The 22,490-nt window shown below is 40.3% G+C and carries 11 protein-coding genes, 16 tRNA genes, 3 rRNA genes, 1 pseudogene and 1 other annotated feature; of the genes and pseudogenes, 4 read left to right on the top strand and 27 right to left on the bottom strand.

What is annotated here, in order from left to right; all coding sequences use genetic code 11:
• Positions 1 to 48: 48 nt before the first annotated feature.
• Complete coding sequence (locus KDN24_RS07285) at positions 49 to 1,869, bottom strand: polysaccharide biosynthesis protein (protein ID WP_491348362.1); 1,821 nt, start codon at positions 1,867 to 1,869, stop codon at positions 49 to 51.
• A 552-nt stretch (positions 1,870 to 2,421) separates the two neighbouring features.
• Positions 2,422 to 2,709: a binding site (T-box leader), on the top strand.
• A gap of 258 nt (positions 2,710 to 2,967) precedes the next feature.
• Between KDN24_RS07285 and KDN24_RS07280 the strand changes: the two genes are divergently transcribed.
• The 4 genes from KDN24_RS07280 (at position 2,968) to KDN24_RS07265 (ending at position 7,141) form a co-directional block, all read left to right on the top strand.
• A complete protein-coding gene (locus tag KDN24_RS07280; protein WP_409971462.1) occupies positions 2,968 to 3,825 on the top strand; it encodes an SAM hydrolase/SAM-dependent halogenase family protein in 858 nt (285 codons plus the stop codon).
• A 35-nt stretch (positions 3,826 to 3,860) separates the two neighbouring features.
• Complete coding sequence (locus KDN24_RS07275) at positions 3,861 to 4,418, top strand: ECF-type riboflavin transporter substrate-binding protein (protein ID WP_409971461.1); 558 nt, start codon at positions 3,861 to 3,863, stop codon at positions 4,416 to 4,418.
• 189 nt (positions 4,419 to 4,607) lie between these two features.
• A complete protein-coding gene (locus KDN24_RS07270; RefSeq protein WP_409971460.1) occupies positions 4,608 to 6,320 on the top strand; it encodes an ABC transporter ATP-binding protein in 1,713 nt (570 codons plus the stop codon).
• The gene (locus KDN24_RS07265) at positions 6,311 to 7,141 is read left to right on the top strand and encodes an energy-coupling factor transporter transmembrane component T family protein (protein WP_409971459.1); all 831 of its coding nucleotides are present in this window, start codon (positions 6,311 to 6,313) and stop codon (positions 7,139 to 7,141) included. Before KDN24_RS07270 ends, KDN24_RS07265 begins: the two co-directional genes overlap by 10 nt.
• A gap of 220 nt (positions 7,142 to 7,361) precedes the next feature.
• Here the strand turns inward: KDN24_RS07265 and KDN24_RS07260 are convergent, their stop codons facing one another.
• The 26 genes and pseudogenes from KDN24_RS07260 to KDN24_RS07135 all read right to left on the bottom strand — a co-directional run bounded on the left by KDN24_RS07260 (position 7,362) and on the right by KDN24_RS07135 (position 22,395).
• Positions 7,362 to 9,344, bottom strand: a complete 1,983-nt coding sequence (locus tag KDN24_RS07260; protein WP_409971458.1) for an FtsX-like permease family protein — start codon at positions 9,342 to 9,344, stop codon at positions 7,362 to 7,364.
• Entirely contained in the window at positions 9,337 to 10,104 is a 768-nt protein-coding gene (locus KDN24_RS07255; protein WP_409971457.1) for an ABC transporter ATP-binding protein, read from the bottom strand. The genes KDN24_RS07260 and KDN24_RS07255 overlap by 8 nt, the downstream gene beginning before the upstream one ends.
• A 129-nt stretch (positions 10,105 to 10,233) precedes the next feature.
• Entirely contained in the window at positions 10,234 to 10,518 is a 285-nt protein-coding gene (locus KDN24_RS07250) for an ATP-binding protein (protein ID WP_409971456.1), read from the bottom strand.
• 80 nt (positions 10,519 to 10,598) lie between these two features.
• Complete coding sequence (locus tag KDN24_RS07245) at positions 10,599 to 11,234, bottom strand: ATP-binding protein (protein WP_409971455.1); 636 nt, start codon at positions 11,232 to 11,234, stop codon at positions 10,599 to 10,601.
• A gap of 1 nt (position 11,235) precedes the next feature.
• Positions 11,236 to 11,907, bottom strand: a complete 672-nt coding sequence (locus KDN24_RS07240; protein WP_409971454.1) for a response regulator transcription factor — start codon at positions 11,905 to 11,907, stop codon at positions 11,236 to 11,238.
• Positions 11,908 to 12,219: 312 nt separating this feature from the next.
• Positions 12,220 to 12,975, bottom strand: a pseudogene (locus KDN24_RS07235) (class I SAM-dependent methyltransferase).
• Between the two features lie 742 nt (positions 12,976 to 13,717).
• Positions 13,718 to 13,799: transfer RNA gene (locus KDN24_RS07230), tRNA-Leu, on the bottom strand.
• A 33-nt stretch (positions 13,800 to 13,832) separates the two neighbouring features.
• Positions 13,833 to 13,907, bottom strand: a tRNA-Cys gene (locus KDN24_RS07225).
• A gap of 9 nt (positions 13,908 to 13,916) precedes the next feature.
• Positions 13,917 to 13,991, bottom strand: a tRNA-Gly gene (locus tag KDN24_RS07220).
• Between the two features lie 3 nt (positions 13,992 to 13,994).
• Positions 13,995 to 14,069, bottom strand: a tRNA-Gln gene (locus KDN24_RS07215).
• Positions 14,070 to 14,129: 60 nt separating this feature from the next.
• A tRNA-His gene (locus KDN24_RS07210) sits at positions 14,130 to 14,205 on the bottom strand.
• 46 nt (positions 14,206 to 14,251) lie between these two features.
• Positions 14,252 to 14,327, bottom strand: a tRNA-His gene (locus KDN24_RS07205).
• 9 nt (positions 14,328 to 14,336) lie between these two features.
• Positions 14,337 to 14,410 (bottom strand) — tRNA-Trp (locus KDN24_RS07200).
• Positions 14,411 to 14,413: 3 nt separating this feature from the next.
• Positions 14,414 to 14,498: transfer RNA gene (locus KDN24_RS07195), tRNA-Tyr, on the bottom strand.
• 13 nt (positions 14,499 to 14,511) lie between these two features.
• A tRNA-Thr gene (locus tag KDN24_RS07190) sits at positions 14,512 to 14,584 on the bottom strand.
• A gap of 27 nt (positions 14,585 to 14,611) precedes the next feature.
• Positions 14,612 to 14,687 (bottom strand) — tRNA-Phe (locus KDN24_RS07185).
• 170 nt (positions 14,688 to 14,857) lie between these two features.
• Positions 14,858 to 14,934: transfer RNA gene (locus tag KDN24_RS07180), tRNA-Asp, on the bottom strand.
• Positions 14,935 to 14,937: 3 nt separating this feature from the next.
• Positions 14,938 to 15,011, bottom strand: a tRNA-Met gene (locus tag KDN24_RS07175).
• A gap of 154 nt (positions 15,012 to 15,165) precedes the next feature.
• A tRNA-Val gene (locus tag KDN24_RS07170) sits at positions 15,166 to 15,241 on the bottom strand.
• 67 nt (positions 15,242 to 15,308) lie between these two features.
• Positions 15,309 to 15,383 (bottom strand) — tRNA-Glu (locus tag KDN24_RS07165).
• A gap of 18 nt (positions 15,384 to 15,401) precedes the next feature.
• A tRNA-Ser gene (locus KDN24_RS07160) sits at positions 15,402 to 15,494 on the bottom strand.
• Between the two features lie 3 nt (positions 15,495 to 15,497).
• A tRNA-Asn gene (locus KDN24_RS07155) sits at positions 15,498 to 15,572 on the bottom strand.
• Between the two features lie 17 nt (positions 15,573 to 15,589).
• Positions 15,590 to 15,706, bottom strand: a 5S ribosomal RNA gene (rrf, locus tag KDN24_RS07150).
• A gap of 272 nt (positions 15,707 to 15,978) precedes the next feature.
• A 23S ribosomal RNA gene (locus KDN24_RS07145) occupies positions 15,979 to 18,914 on the bottom strand.
• 641 nt (positions 18,915 to 19,555) lie between these two features.
• A 16S ribosomal RNA gene (locus tag KDN24_RS07140) occupies positions 19,556 to 21,105 on the bottom strand.
• The 16S, 23S and 5S rRNA genes sit together here with 16 tRNA genes alongside, the layout of an rRNA operon.
• Before the next feature lie 414 nt (positions 21,106 to 21,519).
• Positions 21,520 to 22,395 (bottom strand): nucleotidyltransferase-like protein, encoded by an 876-nt coding sequence (locus KDN24_RS07135; protein ID WP_409972200.1) that lies wholly within the window; start codon positions 22,393 to 22,395, stop codon positions 21,520 to 21,522.
• Positions 22,396 to 22,490 lie beyond the last annotated feature (95 nt).

Genomic DNA, 22,490 nt, shown 5'->3' with positions numbered 1-22,490 from the left:
AAAAATCAACTTCCACTCCCAATCTAATATTTAGAACATATTAGTTATTCACCCTGAAATAGAAAGGACTTTCTCTTTTGCTGACTCTTTATTGGCTAAAGTTAATAAAATATTTTTAAGTTCTTCCTTGTCATAGCTTGAAAAGTTTAATAAGATCTCTTCGATCTCATCGATAAATATTTCAGATGTTTTGCCAATATAAATTTTCGGGTAAACTTGCTGTTCATGAATTTCATTCGAATAAAATAATTCCTCATATAACTTTTCTCCAGGCCTCATTCCCGAAAACTTTATTCCGATTTCTTCAACGGTATGGCCAGATAAAATGATTAAGCTTTTAGCTAGTTCGACAATTTTAATAGGTGAGCCCATATCCAAAACAAATGTTTCCCCACCATGTGCAAAGCTCCCTGCTTGAATGACCAGACTAGATGCTTCGGGAATAGTCATAAAATAACGGACCATATCAGGGTGTGTCACCGTAACTGGTCCGCCTTCTTGAATTTGTTTTTTAAATAAGGGAATCACACTTCCTCTACTTCCTAACACATTCCCAAACCTAACAGTAAAAAATTTTGTTTTGCTTTTTTTATTTATATCTTGAATGAGCATTTCAGCTAATCGTTTCGTCGCCCCCATAACACTAGTAGGGTTTACAGCCTTGTCAGAAGAAACCATCACAAATGTGGACACATTATTAATGCTAGCTGCCATTGCCACATTCATCGTTCCAACCATATTATTTTTTACTGCTTCTTCTGGGTTCCTTTCCATAAGTGGGACATGTTTATGTGCTGCAGCATGATAGACGACATTAGGATTATGCAGCTCCATCACCCTTAACATTTTCTGCTGATCTTGAATGTCTGCAATTTCAGTCACTAATTTTATGTTATGTTTACTGCAAAAATTCCTTAATTCCATCTCTATTAAATAAATACTATTTTCACCATGTCCTAATAATATTAATTTTTCTGGAATAAATTTAATAATTTGACGACATATTTCAGAGCCTATTGAGCCACCTGCACCTGTAACTAAAATTACTTTATTCATAACATAATCAGAAATACTTTCTGTATCTAATACGATCTGTTCTCTTCCTAGTAAATCCTCTACTTGAACATCACGAAATTGATTGACAGAAATTTTCCCTGTAATTAAATCTTCGAGCATAGGCAATATTTGTGTTTTTGCCTCTGTTTTCATACACTCTTGAAAAATTTTGTTTAGATCCTTCTTATGTAAAGATGGAATAGCAATAATAATATTTTCAATCTGTTTTTCTCGAACAGCCTGTGCTATTATGTCACTTCCGCCAACAACAGGAATACCAAGAATATCTAGATTATGTTTTTTAACATCATCATCGATAAAGGCAACAGGGAGAATATGCACATCATTATTTTTCTGGAGCTGCCTGGCTATCATCGTCCCAGCAGAACCCGCACCAATGATTAATGCTCTCTTTCTATTTTCTTGCATTTTAATTAATTTATGACGTGAAACCCGCCAATAAAATCGCGACCCTCCAATGAAAAACATTAGCAGCAGCCAACTAACTAATAGAAATCGAATATTAATATCCTTTATCATTAATAGTTGGAGGATAAGGACAATAAGAAAAGAAAGAGTCACAACCTTAAGAATGGTAATTAATTCTCCAATGCTTGCATACTCCCAAACTTTTTTATAAAGTTTATATTTTACGGAAAAAAATTGATAACTAATTATGAGGGCAATTACTGCACTACTGAGTGTTGACATAATAAACGGTTCTTGAAAAAGTAAATTACTTGCTATTACCGCTAAAAAAATGAATAATGAATCGATTATGATTAGTAGCGGTAATCGTTGGTGGTATGGCATCCTCTTTCTTCCTTTCAAAAATTAATTTCACCAAATTGCTTTGAATTTTTGTTTCTTTTTGTTTTTATTAAAAACTTTAACCATTCGGTTCTCATAAAACCGCCTCGTTAAAATCTTTAAATATAATGGGCATCTAACCCACCCTCACATCACCCTTTCGACGACTTGCGTCTAAGGTCTTACAACCCACAGCATGACCGAGTGCCTCCATTGATAGTGGTTAGGAGACATCACCAACGTTAAAAAGAATAGTTAGTTCTTAATATAGAACAACACGAACAAAAAAAAGAAATAAAGCTATTTTAGATTTGAAAATAACAAAAAACACAAATTCTTTATAAAGAACATTTTATTCATAAAAAAATGAATCATTCACTATTTTTAACTAAACAAAAGGAAAAAATTCATTATTTTTTAAATCATTTACAGTTTAGTTCATTATTAAGAACGTGTCAACGGCTTTTTATTTTTTTCATCATTTAATAAAAGCTTCTTGACTATTCTAAAAGGAGTGATTATAATCAATTTTAAATCAATAGGTTGCATATTTAATTTAAAGCGATGAAGAGGGAAAGTACGATTAAGTTATTTTTACACAGAGAGCTTCGGTAGCTGAAAAGAAGCAAAAATACTAATCCGAAAAATGGCCTCAGAGCTTCGTGCTGAACATATTGACCATTATTATGGGCAATATCAGTAGGCTTCGACGAGATTTGGTACTCGTTATCAATACCACAGTATAAAGAGCATATTTTTGCTCAAGTACTTGCAGAGACTGTCTTGTGTGAGCAAACAGTAAATTAAGGTGGTACCGCGTGAGTTATAAACCACGTCCTTATCTATTTATTTCAATAGATAAAGACGTGGTTTTTTTTGGCTAGAAGGAAAGTTTAAGTTTATTAACACACTAAAATAAAATGCAGTTCTAATAATTTTAGTGTTTATAACACCGCATAAGAAAAACTAATGCATTCGTCAAAATAACTTGACGAACGCCAAGTTATTTCTAATATTCCAAGGGGGAATGAAGGAAAAATAATAAACAAAGAATTCTTATCATGCTTAATAAATACTTACTACAAATGGAGGGCATTCATAATGAATAATCATTTAATTTTACAAACAGATTTTGGGATTAGTGATGGTGCCGTCAGTGCCATGTATGGGGTTGCCGTTTCAGTTGAACCTTCACTGAAGATTTTTGACCTAACCCATGACATTCCTCAATACAATATATGGGAGGCATCCTATCGCTTGTATCAGACTATTTCTTATTGGCCTGATGAAACAGTCTTCGTTTCTGTTGTTGATCCAGGAGTTGGCTCAGAACGTAGAAGCATTGTTGTCAAAACTGCCAAAAACCAATACATTGTTACACCTGACAATGGAACCCTTACACATATTAAAGACAGCATCGGGATTGTTGAAGTCAGAATGATTGACGAAGAAATCAACCGCCTGCCAAATTCTGGAGAGTCATATACGTTCCATGGTCGAGATGTTTATGCCTTTACAGGTGCAAGACTCGCAGCTGGCGTCATCACTTTTGAGCAAGTAGGACCAGAAGTTCCAGTGGATTCCATTGTTGAGCTGCAAAAAGCAAATGCTCATATTGACAATGCCACTTTAACAGGAAATATTGATATTCTCGATGTACGATTTGGGAATTTATGGACAAATATTGATCGCACTCTCTTTAAAGAACTAATCGTCCATTATGGGGATTCTTTTGAAGTAACAATTGAAAATGAAACACGTCAAGTCTATAAAAACATCATGACATTTGGGCGTTCATTTGCAGACAGTCATTTAGGTGAGCCACTTCTCTTCATTAATTCTCTCGACAAGATCGGAGTCGCAATTAATCAAGGGTCTTTTGCGAAAGCATACCATATTGAAACAGGTGCACAATGGAAAATCTCTATCCGAAAAGCACCGAAAATTATTTATAATTAATTTTTTTATAAAAAAACTTTTAGGAGGTATGTGCAATGTTTAAAAATGTATTATCCATTAAAACCATTGTAGCCATCGGAATTGGTGCAGCAGTATTCGTTATTTTAGGAAGGTTCGTATCCATTCCAACAGGAATTCCAAACACAACGATTGAAACATCTTATGGTTTTTTAGCATTAATGTCGATTGTTTTTGGACCTATTGCCGGAGGATTAATTGGCTTAATCGGTCACGCACTTAAAGATTTAATCTTCTACGGTTCTATATGGTGGAGCTGGGTTATCGTTTCTGCACTTGTTGGTTTGCTAATCGGGTTTGCTTGGAAGAAGATTGACATCGAATCAGGTATTTTTAATAAAAAGAAAATCATTCTTTTTAATATTGTTCAAATCATTGTTCAAGCATTCGGATGGTTCGCAGCTGCGCCATTTTTAGACGTACAAATCTATGCTGAACCAGCAAATAAAGTATATTTACAAGGTGTCATTGCAGGGGTTGCTAACATGGTGACAGTAGGAGTAATCGGTACTTTATTATTATTAACCTATGCCAAAACTCGAAGCAAAAGTAACAGTCTAAGTAAAGAAGTGTAAATTTGATTAACTTGATAATTTAATTTTATAAAAAAAACGCACTTATTTTTTAGCTAATAAGGAAGTTTAAATTTATTAATAAAGTAAAATATAGTTCAACTAATTGCAGCATTTATAATACCGCATAAGAAAAACTAAGTATTCGCCGAAAGACTTGGCGAACGCCAAGTTTTTCTAAGGAGAATATATATGAAAAAGCCGGTTATTCATTTTAAAAACTATACATTTAAATATCGAAGCCAGGCACAGCCTACTTTGAATAATATTAACCTCACAATCTATGAAGGTGAAAAAGTATTAATTGTCGGCCCTTCAGGTTCCGGCAAAAGTACAATAGGCCATTGTATCAATGGCCTTGTTCCTTTTTCCTATAAAGGAGATATAACGGGAAGTCTTGAAATTTTGAATGAAGAAGCAAAGGGGCTAGACATTTTTTCCCTTTCCAAAAAGGTTGGGACAGTTCTACAAGATCCTGACGGTCAGTTTATTGGCCTCACAGTGGCCGAGGATATTGCTTTTGCACTTGAAAATGACTGTAAGCTGCAAAAGCAAATGCTTACGATTGTAGAAGATGTATCGAAGATGGTTGAAATGAATAACTATTTAGAGTCTTCCCTTCATCAATTATCTGGAGGGCAAAAGCAACGAGTTTCACTCGCTGGAGTCATGGTTGATAAAGTAGACATTCTTTTATTTGACGAACCCCTTGCCAATCTTGATCCAGCAACAGGAAAATATGCAATCGAACTAATCGATCGCATTCAAAAAGACACAAATACGACAGTCGTCATTATTGAGCATAGATTAGAGGATGTATTACATTGCCGTATTGACCGCATTATTGTTGTGGATGAAGGAAGAATTGTGAGTGATATGACTCCTGATGAGCTTCTAGCATCACCCATTTTAGAAGAATGCTATATTCGTGAGCCACTTTACGTAAAGGCAGCAAAATATGCTGGCTGTCAAATGACAGCTGATATGAAGCCGAGCCATTTGCACTCCTTTGCGATTGATAGGTGTAAAGAAAAATTATTTCATTGGTTTGAAGAAACGAATCCACCTGCAAAAAAGCATGATTCAACAACCATTTTACAAGTAGAGCACTTATCTTTTGGCTATAAGCCAGGGCAACAAACAATTGCTGATATTTCTTTCACAATAAATAAAGGTGAAATGGTTAGTATTGTTGGAAAAAATGGTGCTGGAAAATCAACACTTTCTAAATTAATTTGTGGGTTTGAGAAACCAAGTTCAGGACGCATCCTTTATGGAGGCGAGGACATTACGGAAGATACGATAAAAGAGCGCTCTATGCGCATTGGGATGGTTATGCAAAACCCAAATCATATGATTTCAAAACATATGCTCTATGATGAGGTCGCTTTAGGTCTGATCATACGTGGAGTTCCTGAAGATGAAGTGAAAAAGCGGGTGGAAAAAACATTAAAGATTTGCGGACTTTCTCCTTTTCGAAACTGGCCGATTTCAGCACTAAGCTTCGGCCAAAAAAAGCGGGTAACGATTGCTTCGATTCTAGTATTAGAGCCGGAAGTTATTATTCTTGATGAACCAACGGCAGGACAAGATTTTCGTCATTATACAGAAATAATGGACTTTCTAGTTGAATTAAATCGACATAATATAACGATCATCATGATAACCCATGATATGCATTTAATGCTCGAATACACACCCCGTGCCATCGTGATCGCAGGAGGAGCAAAAATTGCTGATGATTCAGCTGTAAACATATTAACAAATACAGAGATTATATATGAAGCTAACTTGAAGGAAACTTCATTATTTGAATTGGCCATACAAGCTGACATCCATGAACCAAGAGAGTTTGTTAAGCGGTTTATCGCTTATGATCAGGAGGTTAGACAGAAATGGCAGTAGAAATGCTTTCCTATATTGATAGAACATCACCTGTCCACCAATTAACAGGGGTAACAAAGCTCCTATGCTTTCTTATTTGGTCGTCAGCAGCCATGCTCACTTATGATACACGAATTCTTGTCTCTCTTTTCTTAATAAGTGTGGGGATTTTCATCATCTCTAAAATAAAGCTAAAAGAAATTGCCTTTGTCCTTATCTTTATTTTGCTCTTTTTACTTATTAATAATATCGCTATTTATGTACTCTCACCACAGGAAGGAGTAAAAATTTACGGTACAAGCCATGTGTTGCTTGAAATGGCTGGACGCTACAATCTCACTGCTGAACAGATTTTTTATCAATTTAATGTAACCATTAAATATTTCACCGTCATTCCAGCAGCGATATTATTTATTGTAACGACAAATCCTAGCGAATTTGCGGCTTCATTGAATCGAATCGGTGTAAGCTATCGCATTTCTTATTCTGTCGCACTCGCTTTACGTTATATTCCCGATATACAACGAGATTTTCGCAATATTTCCCTTTCACAGCAGGCTCGAGGAATTGACATGTCTCGTAAAGAGAAACTTCCTAAAAGAATAAAAAATGCTGCTTCCATCATCGTTCCACTTATTTTATCAAGCTTAGACAAAATCGAAATGATTAGCAATGCCATGGAGCTACGAGGCTTTGGAAAAAATAAAAAACGAACATGGTACCGTGCTCGACCTTTTCAACTGCTAGACTATTTAGTCCTTAGCGGATTTATTCTCATCTTATTAGTAACGCTATTCATCACATTTCACGATGGAAATCGATTTTACAACCCATTTCTTTAGTAAGACATAAGGCAGAGGGATGGTGAACCTATCCCTTGCCTTGACTAAATCATCTAGTAAAAAATATTGATAGCCTATCTTCTGCAAGCATTTAGTCGCAGGATTTTGACTTATAAATTCTTACCCTTCAACTGCCTATACCATGCTGACAATATTTAATTACTTTGCCCGCCCTAATCTTTACATACAATATTGGAATTAAACATGCAAATACAAAACTCTAACTGACAATCTTATAATATTCTCTTGCTGTTAATGTGTAAACCAAAGCATAAAAGACAGCAAATATAAGTATGGTTACGGCTGTACATATGACAAAAAGACCAATATTTGTTAAGTTTAGCAAAGCCAATAGTTTCGTGATCACTTTGAATGCGAAGGCTATGTGAATAACGGCTGCGACAAGTGGCAAGAAAAACACAACGAGCACTTGGCTCTTAATCGATTTTTTAATTTCCTCTTTACTCAAGCCTACTTTTTGCATAATTGCAAATCGTTCCTTGTCATCATAACCTTCAGATATTTGCTTATAATACATAATTAAGACGGTTGCCATGATGAATAATGCGCCAAGAAATAGGCCAAGGAAAAATAAACCGCCGTATACGGAATAGAAAGATTCTTTTGATTCCTCTCGCCCTTCTGCATAGCCATCGATGGAGGTTTCCTTTAGCTTTTGGGTTAATGCCTTTGTTAGGGCAATTTCATTTTCAGTGCTTCCCTTAACATCAAAGCTTGAAAAATATGATAAATCCTTCCATACTACTTGCTCCAATTCCTCAACAGGGTATATAGATTTAATCGTTTCTTCATCGTTTAGAACAAGAAAGTAACTATCTACTAGGGAAACCATGGTAGAAGGATCGTCATTGAAAGATAAGTCTTTTAACTGACCTTTAATTTGAAATTCCTTTCCTTCGATTGAAATCGTATCTTCAACAGGCTCTCCCCTAAACGTGTATACGAGGACCTCATTGTCCTTCAGTGTAGCAGACTTTTTTTCCAATTGATTGAACTCATCAAGCGGGACTAGTTTTATCATAGACTTATTCGTATTTGATTCCATAGTGATGCGGTCTGTTGTGAATGTGTTTCCCTCCTTAATTACCGGAAAGCCCGCGAAGCGATAATGAATCGGATTTTCTATTTTGATTTGATACTTTTTTGCCTCATCCTGTATCATTTTTTCTACTTCTTGTGCCTGCTCTTCAGAAATATTATTGGCTGAAATATCAATTTCCTTCGGATAGCGACTTTTTAACACATCTTCCATTCCAATGTAAAGGGAGACCGTGCTAGACAACATGACCAAGACCATTGTTGAAAGAATACAAATATTAGCTAGACCTACTGCGTTTTGTTTCATCCGATAAATCATGCCTGATACACTGATAAAGTGTTTAGTTTGATAATAGAAACCTTTGTTTTTTCGCATTAATTTTAATAGGGCTATTGTGCCGGCTGTAAACAATGCGTATGTCCCGATAATAACAAGTAGTACGGCTAAGAAAAACTTATTAAGCGCAGCTAATGGAGATTCAGTTACTAGTGCGATATAGTATCCGGATGCAAGTGCTGCCACCCCGATTATAACGAGAACCCATTTCGTTTTTGGTTCTTTTTCACCAACCTGACCGCCTCGCAATAATTCAATCGGTTTTGCTAGGTGAATATGTCTTAAATTGTTTAGAAGGGTTAGGACAAAAATGCCAAGAAAAAGGATCGATGTAACTCCTATTGATTTTATCGAAACAAAATACGTAAGCGACACATCAAAATGTAAAATATTATTTAAGAGCAGAAACATTAACTTGCCTATAATCATTCCGCTTGCTAATCCAATAGCAAGACTGAAGACAGTAACAAAAAAGGTCTCCCAAACAATCACTTTGGAAATATGCTTTTTCTCCATTCCAAGAATGTTGAAAAGTCCAAACTCCTTTTTTCGTCGTTTAATTAAAAAGCTATTAGTATAGAAGAGGAAAATAACTGAAAAGATCCCGATGACAATGTTGCCCAAATTTAAAATCATAATCAAGACTTCACCACCGGACATTTCTTTCAGACCCGGATTACCCGACATAAAATGCATCATGTAAAACATAGCAATGGTACCGATACATGTAAGAATATAAGGGATATACGTTTTCCGGTGTTTATTGATATTAGTTAGAGCAAGTTTGGTGTAGAAAAATCTACTCATTTCTATCACCGCCCGTTGCAATGATGTTTAATGTATCCGAGATTTTTTGGTACATCGCTTCATTGGATAAGGTTCCTTTATAGATTTGATGAAACACGGCACCATCTTTAATAAACAGAACGCGACTCGCGTGGCTGGCGGCCTTTGTACTATGGGTCACCATAAGAACCGTTTGGCCTCCTTGATTAATCTGTGAGAAAATCTGCAATAAATCATCAGAAGCACGCGAATCCAACGCACCGGTCGGCTCATCAGCAAGAACGAGTTTTGGATTCGTAATGAGCGCTCTCGCAACCGCTGCCCGCTGTTTTTGACCGCCGGAAACTTCATATGGGAATTTTGTTAAAATATCTTTAATCCTTAAGTTTTTGGCAAGCGGCTTTAAACGGTTACTCATTTCACTATATGATGTGCCGGATAATACGAGCGGTAAAAAGATATTGTCTTGCAATGAAAATGTATCGAGTAAGTTAAAGTCCTGAAAAACAAAGCCAAGATTTTTCCGACGAAATGCAGAAATTTCTTTTTCACTAATTGATACGATATCTTTGTCATTCAGTAAAACTTCGCCGCTGGTCGGTTTATCTAGAGCAGCTAAAATATTTAATAGAGTCGTCTTTCCAGAACCGGATTCGCCCATAATCGCAACATATTCCCCTTCTTCCACTGAAAAGCTAACGTCTGTAAGTGCCTGAACATGATTGCCACCGAACCGAGTTGTGTATACTTTTTTTAGATTTTTCACCTCTAGTACTGTCATGAAAAATTCCTCCGTTTCATCTGTAACTACTAGTTCAGTATAGCAATGGCTTCATTTTCACAGACATAGCTTTTGCTTACAAATAAGAGCTCAATCTTACAAAAATGTAAGGCTGAATAGTTACCGGTATCATTCCAGTCCGATTTCCTTCGTTTCCAAATCAATGATAACCTTTGTTCCTTTTCCTACCTCTGATTCAATGGTTATGTCGTGGGATAGCTTGGTCAATATTTGTTTGCAAAGATACAAACCAATCCCCGTAGATTGTTTAAAGGCACGACCATTGAATCCAGTAAAGCCCTTTTCAAATACACGGGGTAAATCCTCTCCTTGAATGCCTATTCCAGTATCTTCTATAACCAGCCTTTTATTTTTCCTATAAATTGAAATGGAACCTTCCTTTGTATACTTCAATGCATTGGATAGAATTTGCTCTATGACAAAGAGCAGCCATTTTTCATCCGTTAATACGGTACGGTTAAAATCCGAATAGTTCAGGCTGATTTTTTTCGTATAAACATTTTGGCATTTTTTCGGATCGCTTGTTTGATAATATCATCTAATTCATATTTCTTAAAAACAAGATCATTGGACATATTTTCTAAACGAAGATATTGCAGAACAAATTCAACATATTGTTCAATTTTAATCAATTCCAATTCCAATTCTGCTGTTTGCTCCTTTTGCTCTGATTGGAGAAGGAGCCGCATTGCCGCAATTGGTGTTTTGATCTGATGGGTCCAATGCGTAAAATAATCGACTAAATCTTTCTGTTTATTATCAGCTTGAACGGTCAATTCGTTCTTATTTTTATATAAAATATGCAGCAGTTCTTGATATTTCTGTTCAATTGCATTCTTTGGGACAGGCAATTGATCGATTTGTACCATAATAGTCTTTTCTGCGTTTTTTAACTTTTTGTATTGCTTCATAAATTTTAAAAAATCAACAACAAAAAAGACGAGGACAATATATGAACATAGAAGGATCGAGTAGAGGATTGGATCGAGGGGGTAGTGGCTAAGCGAAAAAACGATGGTAAAGCATAGGACAAAAAGGCAGAACAAGGCTATCGGTTTCCAGTTTTTATATAAATAGAGGAGAAATAAATTTTCTTTATGCTTATTCATATTAGTCCACCAAATAGCCGACTCCTTTCTTTGTTTTAATAAAATCATTTAGTCCAATTGCTTCTAATTTCTTTCGGAGACGGTTGATATTCACCGTTAGTGTATTATCATCAATAAAACTGTCCGTTTCCCATAGCCGCATCATTAGAACATCCCTTGAAACAGCCTTCCCTTTATTTTCAAAAAGAACATGCAAAATTTTTTGGTCGTTTTTGGTTAAATCGATTTTCTGGCCATTAAAGGTAACTGTTGCATCACTTATGTTTAGAATAGCCCCACGGTGTTCCAGCAAATTTGTTTGTCCGGTAAAATCGTAAGTGCGTCTAAGTAATGCTTGTACTTTGGAAGTAAGAATCGTCAGGTCGAAAGGTTTGGCAATAAAGTCATCCCCGCCCATATTAATAGCCATGACAATATTCATATTATCGGAAGCAGAAGAGATAAAGATAATCGGTACCTTAGATACTTTGCGAATTTCTTGACACAAGGTAAACCCGTTCACAAAAGGAAGAGAGATATCCAATAAAACTAGTTGCGGATCAAAAGAAACAAACTGTGTCATGACATTCTGGAAATCAGAAACATATTCCACTTCAAATCCCCACGGCTGAAGGTGATTCTTTACCGTTCTTGCAATGACCATATCATCTTCTACAATATATATCTTGTACATAATCTTAGCTCCGCTCGTCAGTCATTTTAATTAGATCCCCATTGCTAAATCAATCCGGTTACAATATACTTTGACGTAATTTAAAGGGATTTGTACTCTTCTTCACTACTATTTAAATTAAACCAAAAGGTCATTGAATAGAATGCCTCTGTTCTCAATAACAATGAATTTCTCATTTAACTGCTACTATTTCATCAGTTTAATTAATTTTATTTTACAATCAATGCCACATTTATTCTACAAAATGACCCTAAAATGGAAAAAAGCGCTGTTCCTTGCAGGAAAGCGCCCGATTTAGGAATTTTGAAATAATTATACTTTACCCAAATAGCTTCTTGTATATTTGGAATAACTATTTTTCCATATTTGCTGTATTTTTCAAATAAATTCGATAATGCAGCAATGAATAGATTATACTCCTTGTCGGTCTTTTTTGGGGAATAGGAAGCGGATAAGTACCTGCCCAAAAATCCATTAAGATCAAATTGCAAATCATTGCGAAAGTTTCTAAAATCATACTTTCCATCTTTAAAAAATTGCTGATAGACAATTGAAGTTTCCTCTATCCCACCACTAAAACCTTTAAAATTGGGGCAGTATTTTTGGCAAACTTCAGCACTCTCCCTGTTTATTTCGCTCGACCCATCCCGGCTATTCCATACAAGATTCACTTTCGCATCCTGTTTCAAAATCCGTTGGCATTTTAATCTGAACTTCTTTTTGTCGAACCAATGAAATGCCTGTGCCGTCGTAACTAAATCTAGACTATTATCATTTAAAGTTGTGTTTTCAGCCGTTGCCTTAATCGAAATAAAACGGGAATCAGGCATCAGCGATTGTTTCGCAACAGTTCTCATATCATCATTTGGTTCCACACCTATTACAGTAAATCCCCTATCAATCAGCTGCCTGCTTAATATTCCAGTCCCCGAGCCAATATCTGAATAATGCAATCCTCATTTAACCCAGCTTCAGTGATTAAATATTCAATATATTCATGAGGATAACTAGGACGGTATTTTGCATATACCTCAGTTTTTTATCTGTGAATTTATCTGTTGATTTCATAAAATCACCTTCTCCTTGATTCTTCAGACAAAATATTCACCATTTTGATTGTTTTGAAAAGCTGTACTCACGTATTTTACTCCTTCGGATTTAACAATTGTTCAAGTAAGACATATTACCGTTTTCCATTTCTTCTAAGAAAGTTTCGCAAATTCTGCGGGTTTGTTCCTTGTTTTGACTAACTATAGTATCAAACCTACTAATGGGGATATATTTCTCTTTTTCGGTTTGAAGAAGAACTAATTTCTCACGATACTCTTCCTTTTCAACTTCGTTCTCACCTTTATCTAACTTTTGATTAAGGAAAAAAATTTGAATATCAATCTTTTTTTCTTGTGTTAGTTCTTGTAAATAATTCTTTCATCGATTATTAAATTTACCACAATCTCAAAATACTCAGTTAAAGATTGTAGCCTCTTTGGAACAGGACAACGCTTTTTGACCCAATCGGAAAATTGCTGTGGAGTAATCCCTGCAGCCCTTCATATATTAACATACGAGACTTGATGCATATTATCTGGATTTTGTTCAGATATGCTTTTTTTGTTAAGCTCTTATCATTTTGAACTTAACAAATCAGTGTTATCAAAAGTGTTCCCTATGTAAGTTTTGTGTAAAATGAATTCAAATCTTATCGTTTTCTTCGTGTTCCTGAAAAACAAAAAATGCTGAGAAACATTGCTAAATCAATGGTTTCTCAGCATTTAATTTTTTAAAAATTGAACGTAAATTATTCTAACGATACCGGTGGCCGGGGTCGAACCGGCACTCCGTGAGGAACACGATTTTGAGTCGTGCGCGTCTGCCAATTCCGCCACACCGGCATATATAAAAGGAGACGATTAATATTTAATAATTGGAGGCGGCAACCGGATTTGAACCGGTGAATAAAGGTTTTGCAGACCTTGGCCTTACCACTTGGCTATGCCGCCAGATTAAAATGGAGCGGAAGACGGGATTCGAACCCGCGACCCCCACCTTGGCAAGGTGGTGTTCTACCACTGAACTACTTCCGCAGATGGCTGGGCTAGCAGGATTCGAACCTACGAATGACGGAGTCAAAGTCCGTTGCCTTACCGCTTGGCTATAGCCCAATAATAATTTATTATTACTATTCATTATACGAATTTATTTGATATATATTACTTAAAATATGGGGCGGCTGATGGGAATCGAACCCACGAGTGTCGGAACCACAATCCGATGCGTTAACCACTTCGCCACAACCGCCATAATGAATGGAAAGGGTATTAATTTCATAATCAATATTATATTATGGGGCGGCTGATGGGAATCGAACCCACGAATGTCGGAACCACAATCCGATGCGTTAACCACTTCGCCACAACCGCCATAATGAATGGCAGGGGTAGTAGGAATCGAACCCACATCAAAGGTTTTGGAGACCTTCGTTTTACCATTAAACTATACCCCTAAATGGTGGTGGGGGACGGATTCGAACCGCCGAACCCAAAGGGAGCGGATTTACAGTCCGCCGCGTTTAGCCACTTCGCTACCCCACCGTATACAAGACAGTGCCGGCCAGAGGACTTGAACCCCCAACCTACTGATTACAAGTCAGTTGCTCTACCAATTGAGCTAGGCCGGCATATTCATTTTTAATTCATTATTTAAATGGTGGCTCAGGACGGAATCGAACCGCCGACACAAGGATTTTCAGTCCTTTGCTCTACCGACTGAGCTACTGAGCCAAATGAAATATTACTTCCTAAACTAATTTTGCGATAAAAAGTGTGCGCCAAATCTCTTCTCGATTTGTTGCAAATTTTAAAAGTTTACCATTCGGTGATGTTTTGCTCTGTCGCTGTAATCTTTTAAAATTCTCTACCGACTGAGCTACTGAGCCAAACATTTTTTTAAATGGCGGTCCGGACGGGACTCGAACCCGCGACCTCCTGCGTGACAGGCAGGCATTCTAACCAACTGAACTACCGGACCAGATTGCGGGGACAGGATTTGAACCTGCGACCTTCGGGTTATGAGCCCGACGAGCTACCGGACTGCTCCACCCCGCGATAATAATATTTATTAGATTTCACAATGCTTGTTTTAAGCATTAGGACTGTCCCGATTTCAGGAAGCTTAGTCAAAAAGCAGCTCAATCGGTACAACTCGCAGTTTAATCGATGAAGTAACGCTCGTTGCTCCACCCCGCGACAATAATATTAATGGTGGAGGATGACGGGCTCGAACCGCCGACCCTCTGCTTGTAAGGCAGATGCTCTCCCAGCTGAGCTAATCCTCCGAAGCACAGGACGTGCGAGTGCATGCGTTGCGACAGGACGTCGCGCATTTAGCATGCCTTCTTAAAATGGTGACCCCTACGGGATTCGAACCCGTGTTACCGCCGTGAAAGGGCGGTGTCTTAACCGCTTGACCAAGGGGCCATTATATATTTATGTAAATGGCGGAGAGCAAGGGATTTGAACCCTTGAGACAGCTATAAACCGCCTACACGATTTCCAATCGTGCTCCTTCGGCCACTCGGACAGCTCTCCTAATGGCTCCGCAGGTAGGATTCGAACCTACGACCGTTCGGTTAACAGCCGAATGCTCTACCACTGAGCTACTGCGGAATGATAATAATAAAGCTGCTTGGCGGCGTCCTACTCTCACAGGGGGAGAGCCCCCAACTACCATCGGCGCTGAGAAGCTTAACTTCCGTGTTCGGGATGGGAACGGGTGTGACCTTCTCGCTATCGCCACCAAACCAATATCTTTATATTCTCATTTAAGAGATTTTCAAAGACATACTCTATTATAACTATTTTTTAGCTTTTTGCAAGAGGAAAATTTACAATTTCATTCCCTCAAAACTAGATAATGGTAAGAAGAAAAAAGAGTAATCTTAAAGCGTGTCCAGCTCCAGTGCCTAGGGGCTCGAGGTCTTAAGTCAATCCGTCAAGAAGGTTAAAGTACAACCTTCTCGCCGTCTCGTCTTAAGCTTGTCGCCCCTAAGCAAGGCACTTCCGCTTTTCGTTTTTGGTTAAGTCCTCGACCGATTAGTATTTGTCAGCTCCACGTGTCACCACGCTTCCACCTCAAACCTATCAACCTGATCATCTTTCAGGGGTCTTACTAGCTTGCGCTATGGGAAATCTCATCTCGAGGGGGGCTTCATGCTTAGATGCTTTCAGCACTTATCCCGTCCGCACATAGCTACCCAGCTATGCCTTTGGCAAGACAACTGGTACACCAGCGGTGCGTCCATCCCGGTCCTCTCGTACTAAGGACAGCTCCTCTCAAATTTCCTGCGCCCACGACGGATAGGGACCGAACTGTCTCACGACGTTCTGAACCCAGCTCGCGTACCGCTTTAATGGGCGAACAGCCCAACCCTTGGGACCGACTACAGCCCCAGGATGCGATGAGCCGACATCGAGGTGCCAAACCTCCCCGTCGATGTGGACTCTTGGGGGAGATAAGCCTGTTATCCCCGGGGTAGCTTTTATCCGTTGAGCGATGGCCCTTCCATGCGGAACCACCGGATCACTAAGCCCGACTTTCGTCCCTGCTCGACTTGTAGGTCTCGCAGTCAAGCTCCCTTGTGCCTTTACACTCTACGAATGATTTCCAACCATTCTGAGGGAACCTTTGGGCGCCTCCGTTACTCTTTAGGAGGCGACCGCCCCAGTCAAACTGCCCACCTGACACTGTCTCCCGCCCCGATAAGGGGCGCGGGTTAGAATTTCAATACAGCCAGGGTAGTATCCCACCGATGCCTCCACCGAAGCTGGCGCTCCGGCTTCCTAGGCTCCTACCTATCCTGTACAAGCTGTACCGAAATTCAATATCAGGCTACAGTAAAGCTCCACGGGGTCTTTCCGTCCTGTCGCGGGTAACCTGCATCTTCACAGGTACTATAATTTCACCGAGTCTCTCGTTGAGACAGTGCCCAGATCGTTACGCCTTTCGTGCGGGTCGGAACTTACCCGACAAGGAATTTCGCTACCTTAGGACCGTTATAGTTACGGCCGCCGTTTACTGGGGCTTCAATTCAGAGCTTCGCTTACGCTAACCCCTCCTCTTAACCTTCCAGCACCGGGCAGGCGTCAGCCCCTATACTTCGCCTTGCGGCTTCGCAGAGACCTGTGTTTTTGCTAAACAGTCGCCTGGGCCTATTCACTGCGGCTCATCCGGGCTATTCACCCAAATGAGCACCCCTTCTCCCGAAGTTACGGGGTGATTTTGCCGAGTTCCTTAACGAGAGTTCTCTCGCTCACCTTAGGATTCTCTCCTCGCCTACCTGTGTCGGTTTGCGGTACGGGCACCTGTTACCTCGCTAGAGGCTTTTCTTGGCAGTGTGGATTCAGGAACTTCGGTACTCTATTTCCCTCGCCGTCACAGCTCAGCCTTCACGATAATGGGATTTGCCTCATTATCAGCCTAACTGCTTGGACGCGCTATTCCAGCAGCGCGCTTACCCTATCCTCCTGCGTCCCCCCATTGCTCAAACGGTAATTTGGTGGTACAGGAATATCAACCTGTTGTCCATCGCCTACGCTTTTCAGCCTCGGCTTAGGTCCCGACTAACCCTGAGCGGACGAGCCTTCCTCAGGAAACCTTAGGCATTCGGTGGATGGGATTCTCACCCATCTTTCGCTACTCATACCGGCATTCTCACTTCTAAGCGCTCCACTAGTCCTTACGGTCTAGCTTCAACGCCCTTAGAACGCTCTCCTACCACGGACACCATACGGTGTCCATCCACAGTTTCGGTGATACGTTTAGCCCCGGTACATTTTCGGCGCAGAGTCACTCGACCAGTGAGCTATTACGCACTCTTTAAATGGTGGCTGCTTCTAAGCCAACATCCTGGTTGTCTAAGCAACTCCACATCCTTTTCCACTTAACGTATACTTTGGGACCTTAACTGGTGGTCTGGGCTGTTTCCCTCTTGACTACGGATCTTATCACTCGCAGTCTGACTCCCATGGATAAGTCTTTGGCATTCGGAGTTTGTCTGAATTCGGTAACCCGATGGGGGCCCCTAGTCCAAACAGTGCTCTACCTCCAAGACTCTTACTACATGAGGCTAGCCCTAAAGCTATTTCGGAGAGAACCAGCTATCTCCAAGTTCGATTGGAATTTCTCCGCTACCCACACCTCATCCCCGCACTTTTCAACGTGCGTGGGTTCGGTCCTCCATCCAGTGTTACCTGGACTTCAACCTGGACATGGGTAGGTCACCTGGTTTCGGGTCTACGACCACATACTACATTCGCCCTATTCAGACTCGCTTTCGCTGCGGCTCCGTCTTCTCAACTTAACCTCGCATGTAATCGTAACTCGCCGGTTCATTCTACAAAAGGCACGCCATCACCCGTTAATGGGCTCTGACTACTTGTAGGCACACGGTTTCAGGAACTATTTCACTCCCCTTCCGGGGTGCTTTTCACCTTTCCCTCACGGTACTGGTTCACTATCGGTCACTAGGGAGTATTTAGCCTTGGGAGATGGTCCTCCCTGCTTCCGACGGGATTTCACGTGTCCCGCCGTACTCAGGATCCACTCTGGAGGGAACGAAGTTTCAACTACAGGGCTTTTACCTTCTCTGGCCGGCCTTTCCAGACCTGTTCATTTACCTCATTCCTTTGTAACTCCGTGTAGAGTGTCCTACAACCCCAAGAGGCAAGCCTCTTGGTTTGGGCTAATCCCGTTTCGCTCGCCGCTACTCAGGGAATCGCGTTTGCTTTCTCTTCCTCCGGGTACTTAGATGTTTCAGTTCCCCGGGTCTGCCTTCTCTACCCTATGTATTCAGGTAAAGATACTGTTCCATTACGAACAGCGGGTTCCCCCATTCGGAAATCTCCGGATCAAAGCTTACTTACAGCTCCCCGAAGCATATCGGTGTTAGTCCCGTCCTTCATCGGCTCCTAGTGCCTAGGCATTCACCGTGCGCCCTTTCTAACTTAACCTGTTCGGCTAATGATAAGCGGCGTATCTCTGCGTCACCTGCGCTCGTTCACCTCCTCATGTGCTGAAGCACACTCCGGGGTTCACTCACTTGGTTCCTTGATCTACTTGCTTCTCATTACCCTCACAATTCGTAAGAATTGTGATTGGTTTTAAACTCTATTAAATAATAGAGAGAAATACTAAAATGGCGATTACTCGGTTTTTCTTCTTCTTTCATTATCTAGTTTTCAAGGAACGAGGCTACTGACTTCAATCACATCGTGAATAAGCTTCTTTGATAAAGCTTCGTGCTGCCTTGCGACGAGCTGAAGAATTACTTCCTCGAATATGCTGTGGCGCTGGAGCAAATACTCTTTACATTCACGAATCAATATAAAGTTAAGCAGCTATTTCATCTTACTTACGCAAGATAATTTAGAGAGATTGTTCTCTCAAAACTGAACGAACAAATGACGTCTTTTTATGAAGTTTCCACTTCATATTGTCTAGCTTCGGCTCCTATCGACTAGTAGACTTCCTTCTTCTTCCTACGATAAGTCAACATCGTTTCGCTATCGCTTAACGTGTTTCCTTTATCTCGTCAGAAGCAGTCCAGTCTATACGTCGATGAACAGTCGCCTCAGCCTTTCATTTTCCTTAGAAAGGAGGTGATCCAGCCGCACCTTCCGATACGGCTACCTTGTTACGACTTCACCCCAATCATCTGTCCCACCTTAGGCGGCTGGCTCCAAAAGGTTACCCCACCGACTTCGGGTGTTACAAACTCTCGTGGTGTGACGGGCGGTGTGTACAAGGCCCGGGAACGTATTCACCGCGGCATGCTGATCCGCGATTACTAGCGATTCCGGCTTCATGCAGGCGAGTTGCAGCCTGCAATCCGAACTGAGAATGGTTTTATGGGATTGGCTTAACCTCGCGGTCTCGCAGCCCTTTGTTCCATCCATTGTAGCACGTGTGTAGCCCAGGTCATAAGGGGCATGATGATTTGACGTCATCCCCACCTTCCTCCGGTTTGTCACCGGCAGTCACCTTAGAGTGCCCAACTGAATGCTGGCAACTAAGATCAAGGGTTGCGCTCGTTGCGGGACTTAACCCAACATCTCACGACACGAGCTGACGACAACCATGCACCACCTGTCACTCTGTCCCCCGAAGGGGAAAGCCCTATCTCTAGGGTTGGCAGAGGATGTCAAGACCTGGTAAGGTTCTTCGCGTTGCTTCGAATTAAACCACATGCTCCACCGCTTGTGCGGGCCCCCGTCAATTCCTTTGAGTTTCAGCCTTGCGGCCGTACTCCCCAGGCGGAGTGCTTAATGCGTTTGCTGCAGCACTAAGGGGCGGAAACCCCCTAACACTTAGCACTCATCGTTTACGGCGTGGACTACCAGGGTATCTAATCCTGTTCGCTCCCCACGCTTTCGCGCCTCAGTGTCAGTTACAGACCAGAAAGTCGCCTTCGCCACTGGTGTTCCTCCACATCTCTACGCATTTCACCGCTACACGTGGAATTCCACTTTCCTCTTCTGCACTCAAGTTCCCCAGTTTCCAATGACCCTCCCCGGTTGAGCCGGGGGCTTTCACATCAGACTTAAGGAACCACCTGCGCGCGCTTTACGCCCAATAATTCCGGACAACGCTTGCCACCTACGTATTACCGCGGCTGCTGGCACGTAGTTAGCCGTGGCTTTCTGGTTAGGTACCGTCAAGGTACCGGCAGTTACTCCGATACTTGTTCTTCCCTAACAACAGAGTTTTACGATCCGAAAACCTTCATCACTCACGCGGCGTTGCTCCGTCAGACTTTCGTCCATTGCGGAAGATTCCCTACTGCTGCCTCCCGTAGGAGTCTGGGCCGTGTCTCAGTCCCAGTGTGGCCGATCACCCTCTCAGGTCGGCTACGCATCGTGGCCTTGGTGAGCCGTTACCTCACCAACTAGCTAATGCGCCGCGGGCCCATCTGTAAGTGATAGCAAAAGCCATCTTTCAGCTTTTCCTCATGGGAGGAAAAGAGTTATCCGGTATTAGCTCCGGTTTCCCGAAGTTATCCCCGTCTTACAGGCAGGTTGCCCACGTGTTACTCACCCGTCCGCCGCTAACTTTTGGGAGCAAGCTCCCAAAAGTTCGCTCGACTTGCATGTATTAGGCACGCCGCCAGCGTTCGTCCTGAGCCAGGATCAAACTCTCCAATAAGATGTGAGTTGATTAGCTCATAAATTGTCTTTTCAAAAAAGACTAAAGATTTAACGTTGACGTTTTTGTTCGTTCAGTTTTCAAAGAACAAAGCAACTAACTTCAATCACATGATGAATAACCTCTTCGAATCTACTTCATGCAGCTTTGCGACGAGCTGAGGATTTACTTCCCCGAGTAACCCGCGGCGCAGGAGCAAGGTTTTTATTCGATCTGCAACTGATTTTAGTAAGCTGTTTTTTCATCCAGTCGCCTCAACAGCGACTTTTCTAATATAACATGTGTTGTTATCGTTGTCAATACTTTTTTAAAGGATATTCCGTCGGCCACACTTTGTTTTTTCAAACATTTTGCAGCGACGGATATTAATATACCAAGTATTAAATTAAAGGTCAATACCTTTTTATTATTTTTTCACAATAATTTTTTGCCGATCTTATAGTATCGATGATATATACCGTGTCCCTTCGTTTCTTTCTCAATAACTTCTATTACTCGCTTATCAATTAAATATTCAAGAAGCATCTCTAAATCAACAGAATAAAGTTTCAATTCTTCATGATTAATTATTTCTTGAATAGACCAAGCTTCTTTTTCTGAAAGAACATTAACTAAGTGACTAACACCACTCTTCATTTTTGAATGAATCAAAAACTCACTCGCTAAAAAAAGCAATTCTAATCGTTTGTCTAATGCTTCTGTGCTTGTAACTAGTTCTTCATATAATTTTATGATTTCTGGTTCAATTTGTTTTACTTGCTGCCAGACGGTCACTTCAGGATGAAACCCATTTTCGATAATGGCTAATCTTGCAAGATGGTGAAGAGAATGAACAACATGATTATAAGTATCTAGATATTGGGCTTTTTCAAATAGAGCTTTACCATCCATATAACGTCGGATTAATTTGGCAAATTCTAATCCCATCTTTAATTTACGCCCATAAAACGGAAACTCTTTTAATTCCGTTTTGATTTTTTGAATATATTCATTGCGATCAAACGTGACTTTCCCATTATAAAGCCAATCAAAAATTTTCTTATTCGAGCCTAGCAATAGCCATTCTTTTAATTGTTGATCGGTTACGATATGAAGCGCAGCTTTTTTGTCGTGATATGTATAATGTTTTATAGAGATAGGGGATACCGCTTCTTTTACTAATACAAGTATGATTACATCGAACGTATCTGTGACGGATATGTCCTTTTGACCTTTTTCTATTGCCAATACACCTAATGTATTTGACTGGCTTGCTCGTTCCTGATAAATAGGGCGGAGAATGTCTTCCATCTTCTTCATTCCTCCATATTATTGATGGAATATATCTTCGACAATTTTTGAATATAATCCTCCTAAAGAAAAAGAAAAGGATAAGATTATCTAAC

The organism is Cytobacillus sp. Bva_UNVM-123, from assembly GCF_046351715.2.
Classification (GTDB): Bacteria; Bacillota; Bacilli; order Bacillales; family Cytobacillaceae; genus Cytobacillus.
The sequence above is the reverse complement of the archived record's forward strand: the minus strand, read 5'-3'. Positions and strand labels throughout refer to the sequence as shown.